Genomic DNA, 20463 nt, shown 5'->3' with positions numbered 1-20463 from the left:
ACACAGATTTCTTTCCTTTACCATTATAAACAAAAAATGCTCAAAACAGAAAAAATGAAATTCTAATTACACAATTAGAAAATCATGGTAATATATATAATGTTAATTTTGTATATTACTATGTAATTAAAAGGAGAGAATTTGTTTGTCAGATTTACAATCGAAGTTTGGTAATGGCATGAATAAGTTGCAAGAAGGAATTGAGCAAGGCAAGATGAAGTTGCAAGTAGCACAGGAAATTGCGCAATTAAAGAAGATTACACAAGAGAAGTTACAAGCTAAAACTGAAATTTTACTTGAACTTGGTCAAACGGTATATATGCAACTTCGTGATGATGAGGTTCGAGTAGATTTGTTGAAAGCTATTGTAGCACCAGTACAAGAGCTTGATGTTGCTATTTATAACACGCGCAGACAAATGTCTAATTTACAGAGCCAAGAACAAAAAGGTCAGTGCAGTTGCGGTGGTCCATTATCATTAAATGATAAATTTTGCGGGCAGTGTGGGAAAGAAAATGAGTTACTCCTTCAATCAAAAAATATTGAAAAAGAAGCATGTTCTTCATGTGGTGAACAAATTGCGACGGAAGCTACATTTTGTCCAGCATGTGGTATGAAGCAAAGTAAGGAGTGAGGAACATGTATTGTAAAATTTGCGGTTTAGAGCAGCCAGGGGCAGTAAACTATTGTACACACGACGGCTCAAGTACGGATAGCATAGATAGCCATGTTATGTTAGTCCCGCAATCTTCGAAGTATTGCCGAACATGTGGACAGGAAAGTAAAGACTATGCTACATATTGTGAGAAATGCGGTGATTCTTTATTAGGAGTCGCTCCAAAAGAATCGAACGTGAAATTACCAAATGCAGGAGTGCAATCACATGTAAATCCATCAGGAAGTATGCTGAAAAAAGGATTATTCGGTGGTGCTTTTGCAATTGTATGTATGTTCATTGCAGGCTTCATTGGCAGTTTAATAATAGATGCTGCTATAAATGATGTAGTGGAGACAGCGGTTAGAAATACGGATGGTATGTTGAATATGACTACCGTTAATCAATCATTTATTGGTATAGCACCATTAATTTTAATGTGTCATTTAATAGGTATTGAAATTAGCGGGAGCGGGGCATACACGATGTCATTCCTTCTTCATATCCCATTGTTCATCTTGTTAACTATTCCAGCACTTATATTAGGTGGAAGTGGATTTTTTGTAGAGAGAAAAAAACCTTCAATTAGTTGGCGAGAGAAGTTCATGACATCATGTGTAATTGGCATGATATACGGTATTTTCTTATGTATTGTAAGCTTTATAGCAAGTTCTTCTACATCTATTTCTTATTTCTATCAAACGATGACTATTGATGTCGTATATTCTCATGTTGTTAGTTTATTGTTTGGTATTATATTTGGTCTATTATTCAGCTTTATTGGTATGAGTATTGAAGCAGGACCACATCGTATGCTTTCTTCTACTAGTCAGTTTGTCCCGTATGCAACGTCTATTTATTATAGTATAGTGACTGTTTTGAAAGGACTACTTATTACATTTGGTATTATACTTATTACGATTTTATTTAGTAGTTCAAAATCAATGGGTCCAATTGATTTTCCAGAGAAGGCGTATAAAGCATTACTTTCTTTAGAAGCAACACCTTTCATGTGGAATATGGCTCACTTTTCTCCAACTGAAATTGAATGGGGAGATATGGAGAAAGAAATGAGTAGATATTCAGTCGAAAAAGGGCCGCTGCATGTATCGTATGTGTCAGGCATATCAATAAAGGACACGTCTTTAAAAGACCTGGAAATCGCTAATGGTGCTAGTGCTGATCGTATAAAAGATATTGATGATTTTAATTCATATTTACATTGGTGGGGATTATTAATTCTTCTACCATGTATTCTACTAGTTAGGGCTGGAATGAAATTGGCTCAATATCGTATGCGAAATATGTACGTAACTATAGCAGTGTTTAGTGCTGTTTATACGTTGATGATGCTATGTGTAAATGGATTAGCAAAAATTCATATTACAGCCTCAGGAAGTAAGGAAATTATGAAGGAGTTCGCTGGAATTTCTGGACCGATATTATCTATTCAAAGTAACACGCTATATTTAATAGTAGGTAGTTTTCTTATTTCTTACGTATTAACATTCGCGGGTATGAAATTAGTAAAAAAATAAGGGGGAGAAATAATTGAAGTTTTGTGGAACATGCAATAAACAAGTCGCAGGTCAATTGAACTTTTGTCCTGGTTGCGGAAGTAAAGTAGAAGAAATCGCTGATCAAACAGCTTCTTCTCATTCAGAAATGCGGAGAGAAACAAAGCCAGTGAAAAGTAAGAAAAACATGTTTTTACTTATAGGTTTTGTCATTGTTTTTGCTATTTTGTTTGGTGCATATAAATTCGGTGCAAGCAAGTTTTCGAAGGAAAAACAAGTAAATGTTATGATCGAGGCATTTCAAAAGAAAGATGTGAATGCAATCGATGAGTTTGTGAAAGTTGATGATCCAAGCTTAAAGATTAAGACAGAGGATATTAAGGCGTATATCCGTTATTTAAAAGAAAATCCGTCCTATAATAAAGAACTGTTATCATATTTGCAAAGAGAGACAGTAGATCAAAAGTTAGCAAATGATAAAGCATCTTTTAAAGATGGGCAAATTGTAGAAGACGGGAAAGAGTGGTTCTTATATCCGAAGTATAAGTTCAGCATGAAATCGTATTACATGAGTGTTAGCACAACTGCAAAGAATGCTGAAATATATGTGAATGATAAAAAAGAAACAGAGCTTTCTAGTGATAAAGCTTCGAAAGAATTAGGTCCATACTTCCCGGGTACTTATGTTGTAAAGGCAAAGGCGAAGACGGAACTTGCTGAATTAGAGACAGAAAAAGAAGTAGATTTAGCAGATGAAAAGAATGGGACAGTAGAAGTGAATTTATCACTTGAAGGAAATTATGTAACCATTTCGTCTGATGAAAGAGATGCAACTGTATTTGTTAATGGCAAGAAAAGCGGAAAGTTAAATTACGGAAGTTATAAACTTGGTCCTGTACCGACGGATGAAACGGTAGAAGTACATTTAGAGAAAAACGCTGAATTTGGTGTGATGAAATCTGAAAGTATTAAAGTTGGAGATCAAAGTACATATTACTTAAATTTCCCAAAAGAAGCTTCTAGTTCAGCGGTTGGAGATTTTGTACAAAATCATATTTATAATAACGTACGTGCAATTGCATTAAACGATTTTAGTTTAATTGAAAATGATTATGATAAGAGCGGAAAATCGTATAAGGAAGACCGTGATTACTTACAATATCTACAGAAAAAAGGAATTACAGAAGATTTATTGACAATGAATATTCGTAATGTAGAACGTCAAAGTGCGACGAAATATAAAGTAACGACATATGAAGAATATCATATTCGTTATGGTGATGGCTCTGTAAAATTCAAGAGCTTTAATAATGACCATATCGTTACTGTTAATGGAAATGGAAAGCTGTTGTACCATTCTCTTGGAGCGAATAATACGCTGAAGTCAAAGGATGTATCTGGTCCGACTCGTTAATATAAGAAAGACTATCTCAAGTATAGAGTGATATTATCCCCTTTAGGTAGACAGTGTTAAAAAGACCATGTATAAACATGGATGTTACACTATTACTTGGAGGGGATTTTTCATGGCAAAAAAAGGTACAACATTTAATACATACTCGGAAGAAGTAAAGTTATCAGCTGTTCAAAGTTATTTAAACGGAGAAGGAAGCTACGATATGATAACGGAGAAATATCAGATTAAAAGCTCTACACAACTTAAAAATTGGGTAAAAAAATATAAAGAATGTGGTGAAATTACAGATGCTCGTGGGAAAAATAGTGGAATGAAAGGGATACCAAACCCTTTAAAAGGCAAACGTGTTCATTTCAACACCATTGAAGAGGAACGTGACTACTATAAGGCTCAGGTTGAATATTTAAAAAAGCAGTATCCAAATCTGTAAATGGGGGCGTACCAAAATATAAAGAGAGATATCGTATCATTGAATCATTAAAGAGAAAATATCCAGTTCTATGGCTTACTAAATTTGCGGGTGTACATCGTTCAAGTTACTATAAGTGGATTCATACAAAAAGCATAAAAAACATGCGACTAGAGTCCGATCAACGATTAAAAAAGGTAATACAATCTATTCACGTAAAGCACAAGGAATATGGTTATCCACGTATGAAAATCGCTTTACAAGAAAAAGGTTATTTTATAAATCACAAAAAGGTATATCGCTTAATGAGTGAGCTCAACATTCAGTCTATTATTCGGAAGAAGCGTCGCTTCTTTAAAGGGAACTATTCCAATGTTTTTCCGAATGTTTTAAACCGTGAATTTAAAAATCGTCAACAAAATGAAGCACTTGTTACAGATATTACGTACCTACGATTCCAAGAGGGATTTCGGTATCTTTCTGTTGTCCAAGATATTTATAATAACGAAGTTGTTTCTTGGAAAATATCCAAGCGCAATGATAATGAACTTGTATTAGATACAATTGAAATGTTGGCACAAAAAAGAGATGTGCGTGGAACCATTCTCCATTCAGATCAGGGATTCCAGTACACATCTCATGCCTACAACAAACGACTTTTAGATTTAGGTATCATTGGCAGCCACTCTCGCAAAGGAAACTGCCATGATAATGCCTGTATCGAGTCATTTTTCTCCCATTTTAAATCGGAGATGTTGTATTTGAATCATTTTAAAACAGAAGAAGATTTAATACAAGCAATTGAAGAATATATTTACTTTTATAACTATAAACGGTTCCAAAAACGACTCAACCATCGAGCTCCGATAGAATATCGAATCTCGATGGCTGCTTAGTCTTTTTAATACTGTCTACTTGACAGGGATAAGACCAGAGATAGTCTTTTTTTCGATTAAAAGCGCGCTTCCTTTAATATCGCTTGTACATATGGATCATTTAATATTTGTTCTATGAGCGGTAGCATTTCTTGTTCGAATGGAATATCAATAGGGAATGGCTTTTGGGATCCTGGTTTTATTCCGTATTGTACGAGTTTGTAATGTGTATGTTCTTCAGACTTGAGCACAATTAATTTATAGCGATTGTCATCGTTTGCGAGTGAGAAGTCAATTGCGATTGCATCGTATGTTACATCATCTTTATATATGTACGGCTTTGGTGTACCGACCCAGTCTACTTTTGCTTGTACGTTCATGGACATAACCTCCTTATAGCTATTATAAAAAAATAAAAGCCAGCTCTCAAATAAAGAGAACCGGCTGTAATTTAGCAGTCATTGGTTATTTTAAAATTTTCACTTTAACAGTTTTGCGTCCCCATTTTTGAGAAGCGCTATCTGATCCAAGTAGAATGTCGATACGGTTACCTTTAATTGCACCGCCAGTATCACCAGCGATTGCTTCTCCATAACCTTCAACCCATACTTTAGATCCTAATGGGATTACTTTCGGGTCAACAGCAATCATTTTCATGTTTGGGTTCGCTGTTAGGTCATGACCCATTGCAGTTAATACACGGCCGCCGTATGTGCCACCGTTTTCGCTCGGATGAGCTGTATATGCTGTAGCTACAACTGTTAACTCACGACCATTAGAAGGTTCGCTAGTTTCAGCAGTTTTCACAGCAGGCTTAGCAGCTGTTTTTACTGGTGCAGGTGCTTGGGCCTTAGCTGGTGCTTGAGCTTTAGCAGGAGCAGGCGTTTCTTGTTTCTCAATAACAGGTGCTGTACCTGTTAAGAAAGGAACATGAACATAAGCCGTTTTCCCGTTATATTCAAATTGTAACCACTCATTTTGTACTTGGTTCGTTGTTTCGATCATATCGTCTTTCTTAAGCGTTCCAAGAATTTCTGAGTTTGTGTTCGCTTCAGCACGTACATTTAATACGTTAGCTGTTACATAGTAAGAGTTCTTTGTAAACTCTGTACTTACGAATGCGTCTTTACCATCTAATTTGATTTGTGACCATCCGTTCTCTGTATTTAGAACATCTAATTTATGACCATTCTGTAATTTACCGACAACTTTTGATTCAGTAGTAGGGTTTTCTCGTACATTTAGTACGTCTGTTTTTACAACAGTTTCTGCGTTAGCAGATGCGGTGAAAATCCCAAGACCAAAAACTGCTGCTGTTGCTATTCCAATTAATTTTTTCATGATAGCCTCCATTGCGTTTGTTTTCGTGTCCTCATTATAGCAACAGATTTTTTTGGATTTTGGGAAAACACACAATTACAAACCATTCGTAATAAGTCGTTAACACTTTGTAACATAGCAGGAAATGAAGGAAAGCGTTTTTCACTCCGTATTTTTAGTAGGTTTATAGTTATAGTCAAAATTTTTAATACAACATGTTTTTTTCAATGAAGCTAAAAATGTTACAAGGGCGTTACATAATGATTACCATACGACTACATTCCTTGAGTATTTTACCGTTTTATGGGTAAAATAGTTATATAAACATAAACATCTCGTTTGTGAAGTTATAAACACGCGCTATATACTAGCAAAAAACCGCATAATTGTTACAAGAAGAAAGGGTTGTAAAGAATAAATCTGCCCTTTTTTAAAACTGTAACACATCCTTTTTTGGGAAAATCTCTTCCCATCCGCATTTTTCTCACACAATTTGACAGTAGTATTCCAATCTTGTAGCTCTTGCAGAGTGAAAAGGTTGTACGGAAGGTAAGGCTGTCCATAAGAACTCTAATTGGTGAAGGCAAACTTGAGAGAGCCGAAAGAAAATCACCACAAAAAACTATGGTTTTCTATCCGATTTAACACATCGGAATTTATGATATTTACAAGAAATGAAACATACGAAGGGGGATTTGATGAGGAAACTGACGAAAACATTTATTGTCTCATTAACATTATGTATTACATTTACACTTTGGGGGATTATTCCCGAATCTATTATTGGAAAAGGTAGCTTAGGAAATGTAACGACTGCAATTCAAGCTGCGTTAGTTAGTAAGTTTGGATGGTTCTATATTATTTCCGTTTCTATTTTCTTAGGAATTGCTATTTTCTTAATTGTTTCTAAGTACGGTTCGATTCGTTTAGGTAAAGATGATGATGAACCTGATTATAGTTATATGACATGGTTTGCTATGTTATTTAGTGCCGGTATGGGAATCGGTTTGGTTTTCTGGGGCGTTGCAGAACCGTTGAATCATTTATACACACCTCCGTTTGGAGAGGGTGCGACTGAAGAGAGTGCACGTCTTGCACTTCGTTTCTCATTTTTCCACTGGGGATTACATCCGTGGGGATTATATGCACTTGTAGCATTATGTATTGCGTATTTTACATTTAGAAAAGGAAGAGCAAGTACAATTAGTGCGACAGTGGGTCCACTATTTAAAGGCGGTGAACATGGCCGTATTGCCCATATGTTTGATGTTCTAGCTGTATTTGCGACAGTATTTGGTGTGGCGACATCATTAGGACTTGGGGCAAAGCAAATTGCGGGTGGTGTTAGTTATTTAACATCCATTCCAAACTCATTACCGACACAGCTAGTAATCATCGGAATTGTAACTGTTCTTTATATGCTATCTGCGCAAACGGGACTCGATAAAGGAATTAAATATTTAAGTAATGCGAATATTATTTTAGCGTTTGCACTTATGATAATTGTATTATTTGCAGGTCCAACAAACTTTATTATGAATTATTTCACTTCAACAATCGGATCCTACATTCAAGAATTGCCAAGTATGAGTTTCCGTTTAAGTCCATTAAATGAAGGCGGAAATCAATGGATCCAGTCATGGACAATTTTCTACTGGGCATGGTGGATTGCATGGTCACCATTCGTAGGTACGTTTATTGCTCGTGTGTCACGTGGGCGTACAATTCGTGAATTTGTTATTGGTGTGTTACTCGTACCAACAGTAATTGGTGCGCTTTGGTTCTCTGTTTTCGGAGGAACAGGTATTCATATGGAATTGTTCGACGGGGCGAATATATATGGCCAAATTAAAGAAATGGGCACAGAAGTAGGATTGTTTGCTATGTTAGACCAGATGGGTAGTATGGGCCCGGCTTTATGTGTGTTAGCTATTTTACTTATTTCAACATTCTTTATTACATCGGCAGACTCTGCTACGTTTGTTCTAGCGATGTTAACGACACATGGTAGCTTAAACCCACCAAATCGCATCAAAATGGTTTGGGGTATTGTTCTAGCGGCGATAGCTTCGACCTTATTGTATGTCGGTGGATTAGAGGCGCTGCAAACTGCGTCGATTATTGCGGCATTCCCATTTGTATTTGTTATTTTCTTTATGATTGCAGCACTATTTAAAGAGTTGCAAAAAGAAGGGCGTATGAAACAACATTAATAATAGAAGAAAAAAATTCTGTATATATAAATAGTAAAAGGACTGTCGAATGTCGGCAGTCCTTTTTCACTGTTCTATACTATTGTAGGAAAAGCATTACTTTGTTGCAGAATACTATAGATATCGGTAATTTAAAAAGAAAAATCGATATGGTTCGACAATATCCGATATTTTACACATTATATTCATATTTTTGACAAAAATATGTCGGAAATGTGTTGTCACTTTTATGTATATGTGCTATATTATTTCCTGTAAGCGATTTCAAATAGTTTTAAAGCGCATTCAAGGGGGACAACTAGAATAATGAAACGTTACGAAAGAAAGTGGAAGCATATTTGTTTGAAACGTGTGGCACATCGAAATGCCCAAGAAAGCACGGAACCGAAGACTGAAACTCGTAAAGAGCATCAAGAGAAGCAATTGGTTCTACAAAAATAGCAATCACTTTTTCGTATATAAATGAAGGTCGATCGTTCGTTGGGGGATGGACGTGAAATAACTTTCTGCTAAGGGGTATTGTCTGATATATAGTATTACGGTAAAAAATAAGCACAGAGCATACGGCGCTCTGTGCTTATTTTTTAATGAAATCTATTTTTCTTTTTTAAATCGTACTGTTTTATCCCAACCAATTACTTGTTTCTTGCTCTTTGCGCGTAAGTAAAGAATGAGACTGCGAATAAACAAATACGTAAAGAGCTGTGCGTACGTAAAGTACATAATGACGCTTATGAAAATGTTGGTCGGTGTAAAGGTTCGTTCGACGCTCTGGGCACTAAATAATTGAGAAACATATGTAATATATGCGACATACCACATAAATAGTAATGGAATGCTATATTGAATTTGGAATATGCCGAGCAGTCCAATTACAAACCAAACGTTTGAAATGATTAGGAATAGCCAAAATACGACATACACTAAAACTTGTTGTAAGGAATGGACGAGAAGTTTTCCTTTAAAGAAGCTTAACGAAGAAAACATTTTTTCTAAAATGTATAAATTTCCTTGAAGCCAACGTGTACGCTGTTTAATAAGAATGTTTAAATGCTCAGGTTCTTGTTCCCATGTAATCGATTCCGGGACGATTGGTAAGAGATAGCCATTTTGGGTAATTCTTAATGTTAATTCGGCATCCTCTGCGATTGCATAAGGGTCATAGCCGCCAAGTTCTTCTAATGCGGAACGACGAAGAAGCATATTTGTTCCGGTTAGTGAACCTGTTTGGAATAATAGCCAGCGTCCAGATTGCATAAGGAGCTGGAAAATCTGAAATTCTAATGAAATCATTCGTGTAAGCCAATTTCTTTTTTCATTTACTGTACGAACGTGTCCAACTGCTCCAACGGCATCCTTTGTTGTTTCAGCATGTTCTACGAGCATTCGTAAAGCATGTGGTTCAGGTTGATTATCTGCATCGTAAACACAGAAATATTCACCATCCGAAATGCTAAGGCCGTAGTTTAATACACGTGATTTTCCTTTCGGTTCGCCAGGTGGTACACGAATGTGATGAATATGAGCATAAGCTCTGTCGAAATCATCGCCAATTTCAGGTGTTTCATCTTGAGAGTTATCGTTTAATAAATAAACGTTTAGTTTGCCTGGGTATTCAATCTTTGCCATTGCTTCTAATGTATCTTTAATAACAACCCCTTCATTATGGGCAGGTATTAAAATATCCACACTTGGATAATGTTCTAGCGTACGATCTTTTCGTTTACTATTTCGATGAATTAAGCCCGCAATTGTTAAGAAAGAGTAATAAACGAGTAAAGCAGAGAATAGAAAGGCCGTAAAAATCAATACATATTTAATTGAAAATGTGATGCTGATCCAGAAAACAAGTACACAAAACAAAATAAATAAAAGAAGCATAACGAGTGTCATCATAATGGGGTATGTCCTTTTGTATTGATTTGTTCTCGTTTTATTTTAATATCTTGAATTGCTTCAGCAGCAAGCCATTGCTCCATTTTTGGATGTAGACGGTTCATTACAATGTCAGCACCGACTTTATTTGTGTTTTGTAATAAAATGACTAATGTGTTGCTGTCATATTCAGCAGCAAGGTCAAAGTCAGTTCTGACTGTATCAACTAATAATGAAGCTATACGATCCATGACACTTTCCTTCGTATATTTACTAAAGGAAGTGAAATCAAAGAAAATGATAATGCCTGTTTCATTACGACGATTCATCGCAGTTGTTAATAAAGCTTGTCGTCTTTCGAATTCTTGTCTTGTTAATAATTTTGATTCTCCAATGTATTGCTCAAGCACTTTCACTCGTTCAGTTAACTCTTTATTTTTAAGGATAACCTTTTTTAATAGATGGGTTGAAATATAAACAATGAAGAAGTTAGCTACCATCAGGAAGTGGGTAATAATATATTCCCATTGATCTGATGTACTCCATAAATGAAGCCACGCTTCATAAAATAAATAGAATACTGAAATAATGGTTCCCAGTATGAAGAAAATAAATGCTGTTTTATCGGCTAAAAATAGGAATAGTACATTTATGATGACATATATAATTGTAAAAATGAGCGCGTGCTCATATTTCGTCACATGTACAGTAGTAAAATAAAATAAAATTTGTAAAATCCACATAGAGAGGACTTTGTAGGAATTATCTTTCACGAAACTTTCCTCCTTAAAGATAATTCGTGCTGGATATTTGTAGTATGCACAATTATTAAGAAATGGAACATGTAGCTAGAATTCTTTTTGGCGAGATACATCAAATAGTATCCCTCTTGTACAAGAAAAAATAAACAGACATACTAATTATTGTAACATATCGTCTATACATCTAGACATAAAGGATTTAATATATATAAAAATTATGTTTATACTATATAAAAAAGCCTCCTTTTTAAAAAGGAGGCTTTCATGAATTTATCCCGCTATTCGCCGGGCAGTAAAACTCCCACCATAAAATTCGGCTGGAGCAAAGAAGTTAGGTGGGAGTTCAACTGCCCGAAAACGCCCGATTGGTGAAGGCTAATAATCAGTGGGGGATGAAGAAAACCCCCACTGATTAAAGTTTCACTTTATAGGAACATCATACCTGCAACTGCTGCGTTTAAGAAGTTCGCTAGTGTACCAGCGATAACTGCTTTAATCCCTAATTGTGCAATTTGTTTACGGCGAGTAGGAGCTAACGTTCCTGTTACACCTAATTGAATTGCGATAGAAGAGAAGTTTGCAAAACCACAGATTGCGAATGTTAAAATCATATTTGTTTTTGCGGAGAACTCTGCCATGTGTGGTCCTAAGTTTGCATATGCAACGAATTCGTTGATTGCAAGTTTTTGACCGATGAAACTTGCTGCTTGCACGGCTTCACCTGGTGAAACCCCGATTAAGATTGCAAATGGTGATAGTAAGTAACCGAAGATTAAATCAAGGCTAAGTTTAATATCGAACCAAGAACCAACCCATCCTAATAGGCCATTTAATAAAGCGATTAATGCGATGAAAGCCATTAACATTGCTGCTACGTTAATAACAAGTTGTATACCTTCAGATGCACCGCGTGCAGCTGCGTCAATAACGTTCGCATCTTCACGTTCTGTAGAAAGTTCAACGTTATTATCTACTTTTTCTGTTTCTGGCATAATTAGTTTTGCAATTAATAAACTTGATGGAGCTGCCATAATTGCTGCTGCTAATAAATGCTCTAACGGAATGCCCATCGCTGCATAGCCGACAAGAACCGATCCGGCAACAGCTGTCATACCACTTACCATAATAGTGAAGAACTCACTGTTAGTTAAACGTGCTAAGTAAGGTTTAATTAAAATTGGTGCTTCTGTTTGTCCTAAAAATACAGTCGTTACTGCATTTAAGCTTTCTGCCTTAGAAGTTCCGAGAAGTTTACTTAATGCACCACCAATGAAACTAACTAATTTCTGCATAATACCTAAGTAATATAAGATTGCAACTAATGAACTAATAAATACAATTGGAAGTAGTGCTTGAATAACGAATATAAATCCCCAAGGTCCTTTTGCGTTGACTAAATCCCCAGCAACGAATCTAATTCCCTCGTAAGAAAAATTAATTAATCCTTGAACGCCGTCAGCAGCAACTTTTAAGCCTGCTTTTCCAGCATCCCATCGTAATACAATAAATGAAAATGTCATTTGTAATGCTAGCGCGATTAAAATTGTGCGCCAATTAATAGCTTTGCGGTTGGAAGATAATAAGAAAGCAATTGCTAATACTCCAATCACGCCGCCAATTCCCCATAAAAGATTCATGCAGTGTATGCTCCTTCCTCATAGTAAAAAAGTGTATAAACCAGTTGTCTATACTTTTGCGAATATAACATCTTAAGTAACTTATCATAATGGACATCGGAGGTCAAACGTCTAATGAAAAGTTTAAATAAAAAGAAAATTCTTTGAAAAAACACATATGAAATGAATTGACATGAAATAGGTTATGTTTTTTGCGAGAATATATTCATTATGATAACGTTTTGGACGATTTTTATAGAATATGGTGTATGAAATAGGAGAATGAACACATAATTTTTTCGGAGAGAGAATGAAAGGGGATTACTATACGGAGGCCTTTAAAAAAGAGCCTTCTAGTAAACTAGAAGGCTCTGAAACTATAACTTAAGGTGCTTTCGTATACCCTAAGAAATGGCTTTTCCAATAAGAATTGTTTAATGAAGCGATTGCTACACCTTTATCTCCAGATTGGATAAATGATCCCCCGCCAAGGTAGATACCCATGTGAGAAGGACCTGCTTTATAAGTATTTTGGAAATAAATTAAGTCACCTGGTTGTGGACTTGAAGTTTTTGGTAAGCTGCTCCAATATCCAGCAACACTTTGACGGCTAATGTTATGACCAAATTTCTTAAATACGTGGTAGATGTAACCACTGCAGTCAACACCGTTAGCAGAAGTACCGCCCCAAACGTATGGTACGCCTTGCATAGATTTCGCGTATGCAAGTAGAGAAGAACTGTCACCGCTATTATTAGTATTATTATTGTTGTTATTATTTTGATTGTTATTTTGGTTGTCGTTAGGCTTATTATCTACTGCGCCGCCAACTGGTGTTTTAGATAGGAAACGTGTTCCGATGTAACCAGTTTGACCGTTGTAGTTAATTTTGCTCCATCCAGAGTTTTCAGAGATTACTTGAACCTTCTGTCCTTGTGGAAGTGCGCCTATGATTCTATAATTTGTACCTTCGCCGCTACGTACATTTAGTGCAGAAGCATTAATGTAGTAGTCACCAATTGCACCTTGTTCAGGTTGTTTCGGCTGTTCAGGAGTAGCAGTGCCACCTTTAACGAATTTTACAAACTCGCTACTAACATAGCCTGTTTTTCCTTGGTAGTTCACTTTAAACCAGCCGTTTTCAGATCCAACTACGTTTAATGTTGTACCATTTAACACGCCACCAATTACACTGTGGTAAGCAGCAGGGCCTGTACGAACACGTAGAGATGTTGCGTTAACGACGTAAGTACCACCAGTTTGAACAGTTACATTATTGTTTTGTTCAGGCTTATTATTTTGCTCTTGGTTGTTACCTTGAGTGACGTTTTCGTTAGAACCGCCTTTTGTTACGTAGTCTTTGCTTAAGTAGGCTGTTTGTCCTGCATAATTGATTTTGAACCAATCTTGAACTTCGCCTACAACTTGTACTACTTGTCCTTGTTTAACAGAACCTACAGTTGGATGAGAAGTGCTAGGACCTGTACGAACGCGAAGGGAAGATACATTTACTGTATAGTTTCCGCTTGCTGGTTGAACAGTTGCTTCATTGTTACTATTGTTGTTATTGCTTGTAGAGCCAGTATTTGAAGAAGCACCTGATACAAATTGGCTACTAACATAACCAGTTTGTCCGTTATGGTTGATTTTCACCCAACCATTTTCTTCTCCAATTACGTTTAAAGTTTGTCCTTCATAAACACGTCCTGAAACAGAACTAGAAGTGTTAGGAGCTGTACGTACACGTAATACATCAGCAGTAACTTTATTGTTGCCACCTGTACTTACATTGTTATTTGTTTTTGCGCCATTTTTTGATACAAACTCGCCACTAACATAGCCAGTTTGTCCATTATGGTTAATTTTGAACCAACCATTTTCTTCTCCAATTACGTTTAATGATTGACCATTATAAACGCGAGAGATGACGTCGTGAGAAGTACTTGATCCTGTGCGAACATGTAGTACGCTAGCATTCACCGTATATGATGAATTGTTTGATGCGGAAGCTTGGACAGTTTGTGTAGCAGCTTTTTGTGTATTTTGTTCAGGGGCAGCTTGAACACTATCAAGTGTAGGGGCTGCTCCTCCTGCTACAGACACTGCCGCAAGACCGGCAAGGTATTTTTTCATAATTTGTCGATTCCTTTCTGTCTGTAATGTAGTGAAGAAATATTTACCAACTGTTAAAAATTCTAAAGAGCATGTCGATTACTGTCAAGACTTATGCGGTAATCTGAATATGACAAAAAGATTACAAGAAAAAATCAAGGCATAAATTCACACCTTGATTTCCATTTAAATACATATATTTGATGTGGAAAATGAGAAGATTATTCGTATTTAGGAAGATGTGCTGTTGGATTTTAACAGACTTTGAGAAAATGACCTTTGTAGTAATTTGGTGATAGTGCCAACTTGACCATCTTGAATCGCAGTTCCATCGAGATGGGTCATCGGCAAAATTTCAATAGTCGTTCCCGTAAAGAAGCATTCATCTGCTTGATAAACATCGCGAACGCTGAAAAGCTCTTCTTGTACAGGAAGTTGAAGAGTGTTAGCTAAAGAAAGGACGTACTGACGAATAATACCATTTAAAATAAGGTGATTGGCTGGATGTGTATACAGTGTTCCGTTTTTTATGAGAAAGAAGTTAGAGTGGCTACCTTCAGTTACGATACCATTTCGTACGAGAAGTGCTTCTTTACAACCTTTGCGCTCAGCTTTCGTATAAGCTAATACATTTGGTAATAAATTTAGCGATTTAATATCACAGCGGAGCCAGCGTGTATCAGGTTCTGATATAGCACGTACACCGTATTCAATCCATAAAGATGGTCTTTCTTTTTTTGAAATATAAGCATAGATTGTCGGAGATGTGTCATATGAGAATGCATGTGCTCGAGCTTGTACACCACGAGATACTTGTAAGTAAATTGTTCCGTCTTCGTGGAAATTATTGTTTTCAATTAATTTGTAGAGTAAGATGATGAGTTCGGCTTTTGAGAAAGGAAGTGATAATTCTATTTCTTCCAGGGATCGATATAATCTTGTTAAATGTGGGTCTAATAAGTGAAAGTTTCCGTTATAAAGGCGAATAACTTCATAGACACCATCGCCAAATTGTAAACCTCGTTCTTCAAGTTCTATGTACGCGCGATGTTTTGTTGTATCAATAACTGCATCATTCCATAGTACAAATCTTTCGTATGCCAATTTTCGTCCCATCCTTTCGTTAGTACATGAATAAAAAGCACTCTAGTTATTTTTATGTAAGTAATTCTCTGCATATGACGTATATGTATTTGTAGATCATAGAGAAGTAGTGGTGATTTATCCCGCATTAACTGCCCGTAAACGCCCGATTGGTGAAGGCTAATAATCAGTGGGGGATGAACAAACTCCTCACTGATTAAAGTTTCACTTTATAGCATTTTGTATATACAAATTCGAAAATGAGAAATAAGAATCCTGCTTTTTGAAAAAAAAAAAGCAACATTCTTATGGAATGCTGCAAAAGGAGGGTAGCTATCTTTCATAGGGACATCGTCTTTAAAGGTTTCATTTATGCAAACAAAACACTTGGAAAGACAATTATAAGAAAGTTGAAAACAAATGATGCGCATATTTCTCTAAGGGATCTTATTGAAGATGAGAGATAAGAAATATGTGGAACCTTGTTTACATATTTTATTATAAAGATGTTTCGTTAATGTGGTGTAAATATTAGATGAAGGTTATGTAATTTTAAAGTTAATGTATAGAAGAATTTGTAGAGAGGAAAATAAAAAAAGAGGCTGAGATTACTCAGCGCTCTTTTTTTCTTCTTTAATAGCTGTTTTTACTTCACCAGTTTTTATTTTATTGCTTTCAGAGAAGCGAAGTAAGTCGCCTTCAATGATTTTGTCTGACATGTGTAGTTCATTTTGTGCACGATCAATAAGTGGTTGAGCTTCTTCTTTCGGTAATTGTACAACTTCACCTGTGTTACGGTCGTAGAATGTACTGTTTGTGTACATGTACTTATCTGTAATGAAGCTACCGTCACGAAGAACAACGAATCCTTTATTGTCTGGTGAGAATACGTCATGACCGAATTGAATTTGATTCGTAGAATCTACACCAAGTAGGTTTAGAATTGTTGGTTTAATGTCAATTTCACCAGTTGGTTTTGAAATTGTTTTACCTTCTTTTTGACCTGGAACGTGAATAAACATCGGTGTTTTTTGTAAGTTCATATGGTCAAATGTAGTAATTTCTTCTTTTCCTAAGAACTGTGCCATTGCACGGTTATGGTTTTCAGAAATACCATAATGGTCACCGTAGAATACGATAACAGAGTTGTCGTAAATACCTTCTGCTTTTAGACGCTCAATAAAGTGTTTCATTGCTTCGTCTAAATAACGAGCAGTTACCATGTAACGATCAAATACTCCATCACCAGAATTGTACTCGTCGATTAATTTCGTACTGTCATCATAAGTGAATGGGTAATGGTTTGTTAAAGTAAGGAAGCGAGTATAGAACGGTTGCTTCACTTGTTTTAACATATCGATAGACTGATCGAAGTATTCGATATCTTTTAGTCCCCAGTTTAGTTTTGTTTCTGGCGTAATCTTGTAGTCAAGTTCGTTGTAGTAACGATCATAACCAAGTGCCGGATACATAATATTACGGTTCCAGAATGTTGCGTTGTTTGCGTGGAATACTGATGTGTGATACCCTTGCTGACGCAAAATTTCTGGAGTTGCTGTGTATTCGTTGTTACCGTGTGTGAAGAATACAGCACCACGGTCTAGTGGATATAGTGAAGTATCTACTAAGAATTCAGCATCAGATGTTTTACCTTGCCCAGTTTGATGGAAGAAGTTATCGAAGTAATAACTTTCTTTCGCAAATTGGTTTAAGAATGGTGTAACTTCTTGTCCGTTAACTTGCGCACCAATTAAGAATGTTTGTAATGATTCAAGAGAGACAACAATTACGTTTTTCCCTTTGGCAGTACCAAACATATTTGGATCTGGTTTACTTTGTGTTGTTTTCACATAGTTTTCTGCTTCTTGCAATTTACTACTATCAGCAAACGCTTTTTGTGAACTTGATTTTGCTTGTAAGCCAAGATCGTATGCTTGGTGTACATATAATCCTAGGTTTTTAACAAGCATAACGCGGTCGAATGAGCGTGTTAATAGTTCTGGACGCTCAGCTTCTGCAAATCCTAGGTTTACGCAGAAAATAGCAACCGTTGACACGAAGTATAGGGAACGCATCGGGCGTGCTACACGTTCTGTCGGTGCAAACACTTTCTTCTTCTTCAATAGAACGAAGAATACGATAATATCCGCAAATGCAAGGATGATTTTGTAGTTAAATAATTCTTTCACACTAGAACCTAAACTTCCGAAATTAGCCGTTTGTCCTAGTACTGGTAAAGTAACGAAGTCATTGTAGAATCCGTAGAACATTACGTTACCAACAAGAATGAACGTTAAGATAAAGTTAATTCCTAGTGCTATATAGTTACGTTTTTTCCCTTTTGCAAATAATGCAAGACCCACAAACAGTAATGATGCTGCTAATGGACTAATGAATAAAATGAATTCTTGCATGAAAGATTCAAGTTTTAAATCGAAGCTAGTGCGTGTAATGATGTAGGTTTTTAGCCATACGGCCAAAGCTACGAATAAAGTGAAACGCACATTTTGAAATTGTGATTTCATGGTTTCGTTCATTCATTTCCACCCTTTCTCTATCAGGCTTGGTCGATTTTGGAGCGAAAAATGTTAAAATAAAAAATACATAGTTTTCTTGGCCATAATTAGAGTTTCTATATTCACCCATATACGACTTTAACTATGCATACCCTTTTTTTGGTTTCTTGTGCTGCTCATAAGCATAACGTCATTTCTGTATTATACAACAAAATTCATTTCTGAGAAACACTATAACATTTTACATTTTTTGTATGTGATTTGTCACTACCAGAGAAAACTTTAACATTCGTTTATAGGCTCGTCAACTAGAAAATATAACAAAAATAGAAAAGAATGTTAAGCAGAATTGAAAGTTTTTTGGTTGAGAAATATGGAATAGAAGTCTTTAAGTGGTTGTCTAGAAAACTATTATATGAAGGAAAATACGAAAAAATTAACGAACACTTGTTCTTTTTGGTTTTGTTTGTTACAATGAAATTTCATTGATAGATTATGTGTAATTTTGATGAACTTTTACTGATAACATAACATATTGTAGCTTATTTCTTTTGAAAAATAGGGAGGCTTTTGAATGAAACAAAAATTTTCAGCTGAAGCGTTTTGGAAGAAAATAAAACATGTTGCGAAGCAGGCAGGGCAGTCGGTAATCTATGCGAGTTTATTGTTGTTTTACGTTTTGCAAAGACCGGATGTTCCAAAACGAGTGAAAATTATTGTAATCGGAGCACTTGCTTATTTCATTGCACCGATTGATGCAATCCCAGATTTCGTTGCTGGAGTTGGTTATACGGATGATTTAGGTGCGTTAATGGCCGCATTATTACAAGCATCGATATACGTAAATGAAGAAGTGAAAGATAAGGCACGAATGAAGTTGGCAGAATGGTTTGGTTCGGATATAGACACATCATTTATCGATCAAAAATTAGATCAATAGGTGAGACCTGTCGGATGACAGGGCGAACGTAAGCGAGGAAGTGCATTATGCCATCAGGAAGAACGCATACGAAAATAAACTTAATATCCCTTCCGGTTGTTTTGTTTATGCTCTTTTCGTATGGATTAACAAATTTTGATTTTTTATTAACTTTTGCAATTGGCTTTTTAGTAGGTACTGCATTTTTAACACCGGATTTGGATACGTACAGTAATGCGTATAATAAATGGGGATTCCTGCGCATTTTTTGGTATCCATATCGGAGCGTAATGCCCCATCGTTCCTTCTTCACACATACGATTATAATTGGTGATATTATTCGTATTGCATACATGTTAATCGTGTTTTCTCCGTTTTTATTCCTATTAAATATAATAGCGTTCGACGGAAATTTAATAGAAATTGCGAAGGAACACGAGGTTGAAATTGTAACGTTTGTAATGGGGATTGTTGTGGCGAGTACGCTCCACATTATAGCGGATAAAGCGAATACGCGCCGAAAGAAAATGATGAGAAAAAAGAAGAAACGCAGAAGATAAAAAAACGTCCCAAAAGGTATTTTGGGACGTTTTTTTCTTATTAATAGGTAGGTTACTCTTGTCGTATTTTGTAGTTAAGTCGATATTCCTTGTCGAATCGTCGATAAAATTTCATTTGCGATCATGCGACAGTTTAGTTTTAATCAAACGTTTGTTTAAAACTAAGCTTTCAGTACCTTAATCCCTTTCACGATATTCCAAATAAAGTAGTATAAGCTAATGATTCCGCAAATGCATAAGACGATGATTGCTCCAATTCCAAGTGTTACGTCAGGTTGATCAGATCCGATGCCCATAATTCCTAAAATAACTAATCCAATAAATGAAGCGATGCTTGGAATGATATGTGTCCATAGAGCACGTTTTGCATGTGGTTTCGTTTCAGAATCGCCCACAATCCACACGATAATAGGGAATAAGATAGGCGCAAATAATACACTAAAGTATGATAAAGCTGCTAATATTTTGTTTCCGTTCATATATATCACCTCATAAGTAATGTCCGTTGTTATACCTTTAGTATGCAGTAAATTTGGTAAGCTTCCTATCGATTAACATTACAAGAACGTGACGTTTTTGTAAGATTTTCCGTTTAAATGATAAAATTTTCAAAAA

General features: G+C 35.9%; 17 protein-coding genes. 8 read left to right on the top strand and 9 right to left on the bottom strand.

The genetic code is table 11. The annotated features are described in order from the left end of the window. The first annotated feature begins 145 nt into the window (after window positions 1-145). The 4 genes from MKX77_RS25445 (at window position 146) to MKX77_RS25430 (ending at window position 4894) form a co-directional block, all read left to right on the top strand. A complete protein-coding gene (locus tag MKX77_RS25445) occupies window positions 146-634 on the top strand; it encodes a zinc ribbon domain-containing protein (protein ID WP_341308123.1) in 489 nt (162 codons plus the stop codon). A 5-nt stretch (window positions 635-639) separates the two neighbouring features. Next, entirely contained in the window at window positions 640-2193 is a 1554-nt protein-coding gene (locus MKX77_RS25440) for a hypothetical protein (protein ID WP_341308122.1), read from the top strand. Window positions 2194-2206: 13 nt separating this feature from the next. Beyond that, complete coding sequence (locus MKX77_RS25435) at window positions 2207-3586, top strand: zinc ribbon domain-containing protein (RefSeq protein ID WP_341308121.1); 1380 nt, start codon at window positions 2207-2209, stop codon at window positions 3584-3586. Window positions 3587-3698: 112 nt separating this feature from the next. After that, window positions 3699-4894, top strand: a protein-coding gene (locus tag MKX77_RS25430; RefSeq protein ID WP_341306816.1) for an IS3 family transposase whose coding sequence is annotated in 2 segments (ribosomal slippage) — window positions 3699-4005 and window positions 4005-4894 — 1197 coding nt in all. Because the reading frame shifts where the segments join, the coding sequence is not laid out codon by codon here. A 56-nt stretch (window positions 4895-4950) separates the two neighbouring features. Here the strand turns inward: MKX77_RS25430 and MKX77_RS25425 are convergent. Both MKX77_RS25425 and MKX77_RS25420 read right to left on the bottom strand, forming a co-directional pair. Next, entirely contained in the window at window positions 4951-5253 is a 303-nt protein-coding gene (locus MKX77_RS25425; RefSeq protein ID WP_215554758.1) for a DUF3910 family protein, read from the bottom strand. An 85-nt stretch (window positions 5254-5338) separates the two neighbouring features. Beyond that, a complete protein-coding gene (locus tag MKX77_RS25420) occupies window positions 5339-6214 on the bottom strand; it encodes a cell wall-binding protein EntA (RefSeq protein WP_341308120.1) in 876 nt (291 codons plus the stop codon). A gap of 677 nt (window positions 6215-6891) precedes the next feature. On the opposite strand from MKX77_RS25420, the gene opuD reads away from it, so the two are divergent. After that, the gene (gene opuD, locus MKX77_RS25415; protein ID WP_078174877.1) at window positions 6892-8406 is read left to right on the top strand and encodes a glycine betaine transporter OpuD; all 1515 of its coding nucleotides are present in this window, start codon (window positions 6892-6894) and stop codon (window positions 8404-8406) included. Between the two features lie 306 nt (window positions 8407-8712). Next, a complete protein-coding gene (locus MKX77_RS25410) occupies window positions 8713-8847 on the top strand; it encodes a hypothetical protein (protein ID WP_002068447.1) in 135 nt (44 codons plus the stop codon). A gap of 153 nt (window positions 8848-9000) precedes the next feature. On the opposite strand, the gene MKX77_RS25405 is transcribed toward MKX77_RS25410, so the two are convergent. From MKX77_RS25405 to MKX77_RS25380, 6 genes are all read right to left on the bottom strand, one after another. Next, window positions 9001-10302 (bottom strand): glycosyltransferase family 2 protein, encoded by a 1302-nt coding sequence (locus tag MKX77_RS25405; protein WP_341308119.1) that lies wholly within the window; start codon window positions 10300-10302, stop codon window positions 9001-9003. Then, window positions 10299-11054, bottom strand: a complete 756-nt coding sequence (locus tag MKX77_RS25400) for a dGTP triphosphohydrolase (RefSeq protein ID WP_341308118.1) — start codon at window positions 11052-11054, stop codon at window positions 10299-10301. Before MKX77_RS25400 ends, MKX77_RS25405 begins: the two co-directional genes overlap by 4 nt. A gap of 413 nt (window positions 11055-11467) precedes the next feature. Then, window positions 11468-12679 carry a NupC/NupG family nucleoside CNT transporter gene (locus MKX77_RS25395; protein ID WP_341308117.1) on the bottom strand — a complete coding sequence of 404 codons (1212 nt, stop codon included), beginning with the start codon at window positions 12677-12679 and terminating at the stop codon, window positions 11468-11470. Window positions 12680-13042: 363 nt separating this feature from the next. Beyond that, window positions 13043-14791: a C40 family peptidase gene (locus MKX77_RS25390; RefSeq protein WP_341308116.1), complete on the bottom strand. Its 1749-nt coding sequence runs from the start codon at window positions 14789-14791 to the stop codon at window positions 13043-13045. A 210-nt stretch (window positions 14792-15001) separates the two neighbouring features. Beyond that, a complete protein-coding gene (locus MKX77_RS25385; RefSeq protein ID WP_341308115.1) occupies window positions 15002-15886 on the bottom strand; it encodes a D-amino-acid transaminase in 885 nt (294 codons plus the stop codon). Window positions 15887-16461: 575 nt separating this feature from the next. Beyond that, a complete protein-coding gene (locus MKX77_RS25380; protein ID WP_341308114.1) occupies window positions 16462-18390 on the bottom strand; it encodes an LTA synthase family protein in 1929 nt (642 codons plus the stop codon). Between the two features lie 553 nt (window positions 18391-18943). Here MKX77_RS25380 and MKX77_RS25375 point away from each other — a divergent pair. Both MKX77_RS25375 and MKX77_RS25370 read left to right on the top strand, forming a co-directional pair. Beyond that, window positions 18944-19309, top strand: a complete 366-nt coding sequence (locus MKX77_RS25375; protein ID WP_341308113.1) for a YkvA family protein — start codon at window positions 18944-18946, stop codon at window positions 19307-19309. 47 nt (window positions 19310-19356) lie between these two features. Continuing rightward, the gene (locus MKX77_RS25370; RefSeq protein ID WP_002112933.1) at window positions 19357-19848 is read left to right on the top strand and encodes a metal-binding protein; all 492 of its coding nucleotides are present in this window, start codon (window positions 19357-19359) and stop codon (window positions 19846-19848) included. A gap of 161 nt (window positions 19849-20009) precedes the next feature. Here MKX77_RS25370 and MKX77_RS25365 read toward each other — a convergent pair whose 3' ends face one another. Then, window positions 20010-20327: a DUF4870 domain-containing protein gene (locus tag MKX77_RS25365; RefSeq protein WP_002159844.1), complete on the bottom strand. Its 318-nt coding sequence runs from the start codon at window positions 20325-20327 to the stop codon at window positions 20010-20012. Between the last annotated feature and the right edge of the window lie 136 nt (window positions 20328-20463).

It is taken from the genome of Bacillus sp. FSL R9-9410 (assembly GCF_038050385.1).
Taxonomy (GTDB): domain Bacteria; phylum Bacillota; class Bacilli; order Bacillales; family Bacillaceae_G; genus Bacillus_A; species Bacillus_A cereus_U.
The sequence above is the reverse complement of the archived record's forward strand: the minus strand, read 5'-3'. Positions and strand labels throughout refer to the sequence as shown.

Excerpts from the sequence above, each read along its gene's own strand:
- MKX77_RS25440 (WP_341308122.1), top strand. The coding sequence starts at position 640 with ATGTATTGTAAAATTTGCGGTTTAGAGCAGCCAGGGGCAGTAAACTAT.
- MKX77_RS25425 (WP_215554758.1), bottom strand. The coding sequence starts at position 5,253 with ATGAACGTACAAGCAAAAGTAGACTGGGTCGGTACACCAAAGCCGTAC.
- MKX77_RS25420 (WP_341308120.1), bottom strand. The coding sequence starts at position 6,214 with ATGAAAAAATTAATTGGAATAGCAACAGCAGCAGTTTTTGGTCTTGGG.
- opuD (WP_078174877.1), top strand. The coding sequence starts at position 6,892 with ATGAGGAAACTGACGAAAACATTTATTGTCTCATTAACATTATGTATT.
- MKX77_RS25410 (WP_002068447.1), top strand. The coding sequence starts at position 8,713 with ATGAAACGTTACGAAAGAAAGTGGAAGCATATTTGTTTGAAACGTGTG.
- MKX77_RS25405 (WP_341308119.1), bottom strand. The coding sequence starts at position 10,302 with ATGATGACACTCGTTATGCTTCTTTTATTTATTTTGTTTTGTGTACTT.
- MKX77_RS25395 (WP_341308117.1), bottom strand. The coding sequence starts at position 12,679 with ATGAATCTTTTATGGGGAATTGGCGGCGTGATTGGAGTATTAGCAATT.
- MKX77_RS25390 (WP_341308116.1), bottom strand. The coding sequence starts at position 14,791 with ATGAAAAAATACCTTGCCGGTCTTGCGGCAGTGTCTGTAGCAGGAGGA.
- MKX77_RS25385 (WP_341308115.1), bottom strand. The coding sequence starts at position 15,886 with ATGGGACGAAAATTGGCATACGAAAGATTTGTACTATGGAATGATGCA.
- MKX77_RS25380 (WP_341308114.1), bottom strand. The coding sequence starts at position 18,390 with ATGAACGAAACCATGAAATCACAATTTCAAAATGTGCGTTTCACTTTA.
- MKX77_RS25375 (WP_341308113.1), top strand. The coding sequence starts at position 18,944 with ATGAAACAAAAATTTTCAGCTGAAGCGTTTTGGAAGAAAATAAAACAT.
- MKX77_RS25370 (WP_002112933.1), top strand. The coding sequence starts at position 19,357 with ATGCCATCAGGAAGAACGCATACGAAAATAAACTTAATATCCCTTCCG.
- MKX77_RS25365 (WP_002159844.1), bottom strand. The coding sequence starts at position 20,327 with ATGAACGGAAACAAAATATTAGCAGCTTTATCATACTTTAGTGTATTA.